This window comes from Candidatus Schekmanbacteria bacterium, assembly GCA_003695725.1.
Taxonomy (GTDB): domain Bacteria; phylum Schekmanbacteria; class GWA2-38-11; order GWA2-38-11; family J061; genus J061.
This window is the reverse complement of record RFHX01000134.1, coordinates 1-3,592: the sequence shown is the minus strand read 5'-3', so window position 1 is coordinate 3,592 and position 3,592 is coordinate 1. Positions and strand designations below refer to the sequence as shown.

3 protein-coding genes are annotated in these 3,592 nt (G+C 34.0%); all 3 read right to left on the bottom strand.

Going from position 1 to position 3,592, the window contains the following annotated elements; all coding sequences use genetic code 11:
* The coding region (locus D6734_05445) for a PDZ domain-containing protein (GenBank protein ID RMF95496.1) at window positions 1–1,377 on the bottom strand (1,377 nt) is incomplete at its 3' end.
* A gap of 79 nt (window positions 1,378–1,456) precedes the next feature.
* Window positions 1,457–1,969, bottom strand: a complete 513-nt coding sequence (locus D6734_05440) for a hypothetical protein (protein ID RMF95495.1) — start codon at window positions 1,967–1,969, stop codon at window positions 1,457–1,459.
* Window positions 1,970–1,974: 5 nt separating this feature from the next.
* Window positions 1,975–3,592, bottom strand: a 1,618-nt coding sequence (locus D6734_05435) for a hypothetical protein (GenBank protein ID RMF95494.1), incomplete at its 5' end; no start/stop codon positions are given.

Below are 3,592 nucleotides of genomic sequence, written 5' to 3'. Positions count from 1 at the left end.
ATCAATTGAAGCATAATAACGAGTTCTACCCCTTATTATTAATATTGGAACTGACCCATTGGTGTCAATCAAGAAAAGTGCAGAATCATAATCTTTTTTATCTTTAAGTTTTTTACCTTCAATTTGTAATATAACATCACCTATCTCCAATCCTAACTTTTCTGCAGGGCTATTCTCCCTCACATTTGTAATGACAACACCGCTTCCCGATCCAACATAAAGGTTGTATCTCTTAGCAAGCTCATAGGTAATCGATGAAACTTTTATTCCCAAAATTGTATCTGATATCTTATCAGCAAGTTTTAATGGAATAGAAGATGTTTTGACAATAATTGTCATTTCTTTATCTCTGAAGATTGTAAATTTCACACGGCTTCCGGGAGTATATGTTGACATAAGTTGATGATATTGCGCCGTATTTGAAACAGGAGCATTGTCGATGCGAAAGATTATATCTCCAGGTTTTATACCAGCTCTTGATGCCGGACTATTATTTAAAACCTTGCCTACGATTATGCCATTATCATAAGGAAACTTTGTCAGTTTTCTGAACTTTCTATCTAAATCCTTCACAAAAATTCCTATCCATGACCGCCTAACCTTACCGTAATTAAGTAGGTCATTTACAATTCTTTTTGCCCTGTTTATTGGTATTGCAAAACCAATTCCTTGAGCATTCTGAAAGATGGCAGTATTAATTCCTATCAATTCTCCATTGATATTCAAAAGCGCACCTCCGCTGTTCCCCGGATTGATGGAAGCATCTGTTTGAATCAAATCAGTGAATACTCCTTTGTCTCGAGTATTAATCGACCTTCCTACAGCGCTTACGACTCCTGTCGTAACCGTATTTGACAAGCCAAAGGGATTCCCTATCGCAATTACAGTTTCGCCAATCAATAAATCCGAAGAATCGCCCATCTTCACATAGGGAAATGACTTTTTGGAATCAATTATTTTTATAACAGCAATATCAGATTTTGGGTCTGCACCAATGAGCTCCGCTTCATATTTTCTTCCATCAATTAAAGTAACAAATATTTTAGATGCCCTTTCTATGACATGATAATTCGTCAATATTACACCTTTTGGATTTATAATCACTCCTGAACCAAGAGCATTCTTTCTGTATGTATTATCTCCATACATATCAAAGAAATCTCTAAAAAAATCGTCAAAGAAACTGTCATCTCGGAAACCAAAAAAAGGATTGAATCTTCTTTTTACTATGATCTCTGTACTAATATTGACGACTGCAGGACTTGTTTTTTCAACTGCACGAACAACTGCATCATGCCTTTGATCTAGAGCACTTTCGCTAACAAATGGCATCAACAATAAAACGAATGCAATAAAAAAGAACTGATATTTTCTCACTTTCTTACTCTCCCTCAATGATAAGCGTAAATTACTTGTTTCCCTAATGAATGAAGATCTTCTGTTAACTCTTCAATTTCTAAATCTTTTTTATTCTCTGCCTTCTTTGTCTTTCCTTTTTTGAAAGTCTTTTTGGATTTCCCTTCTTCTTAGTCATTTTTCTTATATTCACTTCATCTTCTTCATCATCCAAAGTCCAAAAGCCATCATACATTGCTGCCTCTTTCATCTTTTGTATAAATTCTTCTGATTTAACGCTTAAAGCCCCATATCTCTCACATCTTGAAATTATTTCATTGTCAGAAGTCACTAAAATATAATTCTTCGTTCCTTTAGAAACCATTCTGCATATAAGCTCATCTGCTTTTTCACCATCCCTTGAATAATATATGTCAATCCCCATAATTCTGTCTCTACCTTCGCTTATCCATCCAGCATTTTCACCGTCAAAAACAACTTCGATATTGCACTTTTTAATTCTTTTATACTCTGCCAATTCTTTAAGCAGACGCTCTCTCAAAATTTCAAGAGGGGCGCTTTCAAGCCCCCATCTAATTCCTATCAAATTATATCCATCTATAAGAATCTGCATCGCCTTTAAATGTATCCCTTATCCTTTGCTATTATTTCAGCTTCCTTCAATTCCTTTATAGAATTGATTCCTTTTACCTCTAAGCTGTCTTCGATTTTGTAGATATTAATCTTTTCTCCTGATAATTTAAAGATTTCAGCGACATCAGTGAGGTAAAATTCTCCCTGAGCATTATCATTGTTTATTTTTCTCAATGAAGAAAATAATTTTTTTGCTTTAACACAGTAAATACCGCTGTTAATTTCCTTGATATCTTTTTCCTCATTTGAAGCATCTTTTTCTTCAACTATTTTCAAAAAATCTCCTTTTTTATCTCTGACAATCCTACCATAGCCAAATGGTTCATCCATTTCAGTTGTCAAAATCGAAATAGTCGATTTGTTCTTTTTGTGAAATGATACAAAATCCCTTATAGTTCCTGCCTTCAACAAGGGTATATCTCCATAAAGTATGAGTATATCACCATCATAATTCTTCAAAATTTCCTCCACCTGCATTACAGCATGCCCTGTCCCAAGCTGTTTTTTCTGTAATACGTAAATTATTCCTTCTCTTCCAGTTTCTTTGATTACAAGAGAAGATTTATATCCAACAACAACAATAGAAGGAAACATATCACAAGAGGATGTGACATCGAGTGAATACCTCAACATACTTTTCCCCGCTAATTTGTGAAGCACTTTTGGTATGGAGGACTTCATCCTTGTGCCTTTACCTGCGGCAAGAATGACTGGAATTGTGCCAGTAAAAAAATTTTTATCACTGCAATAATTTTTGCCTTCCTCAGTTAAGCTGAGTTTACCCATTTTACTTTCTTTTATCAGCTTTTCTTTTCTCATTGTCTCATCAAGAATGCGTGGAAAATATTTTTGCTCATCTGGCTCAAACAAAAGGATTGCTCCTTTTTTCGAATACTCTCCAACTGCAGATAACATTCTCAATATCTTTTTCTGAATTTTTGCAAAAGGATTCGCTTCATTTTTAATTTTCAGCCGCAAAAGATTGGTAATCTTCTTCCCTACTTTTTCGATTTTCTTCGAATAATTTTTTAAAGATTTGACTGTAACCTGCGTTTTCTCTTCAGTGCCTGAATTTCTTATATACACTGTTGCACAGTAATTTTTCTCCTCATCAAAAATATTTAAATAAAGCAGTTCCGTCTCTTCTTTTTTCTTTTCTTCCCTGATTAAAAATTTATTTCCAAAAATTTCATAAACTGCATATTTAATGTCTTTTTTCAGATTTCTCCTCAATTTCTCATCTTCAGCAAATTTTTTTCTATCTGAATAATAGACATAAAAGGATTTCTTATAGCTTTCATTGAAAGGTTTTCTTAAAAGATTATCTCTCTTCTTTTTCCCAAACTTGTTTAAAAAGAAAATGTCAGCTGCCAAGCTGTTGAGTGCACTCTTCATTCCATTCCCTGTAAAAACAGGCAACAAAGCGCCGTCATTACGGTTCAAAAATCCTACAGTTATAATATGTCCACTTGCTTCATAGGCAATTCCCAAATCGATTTTTCTATTCAGGAGCAATTCACCTATTTTAGTGCTCATATTCTTATTCTTGAAAAGATTGATAGATTCAAAAGTCCTTGAAATTTCAACAGCGCTCAAATTTTCT

Bases quoted from the DNA above. Each gene is read 5' to 3' on its own strand.
- D6734_05440 (RMF95495.1), bottom strand. From the start codon at position 1,969: ATGCAGATTCTTATAGATGGATATAATTTGATAGGAATTAGATGGGGG.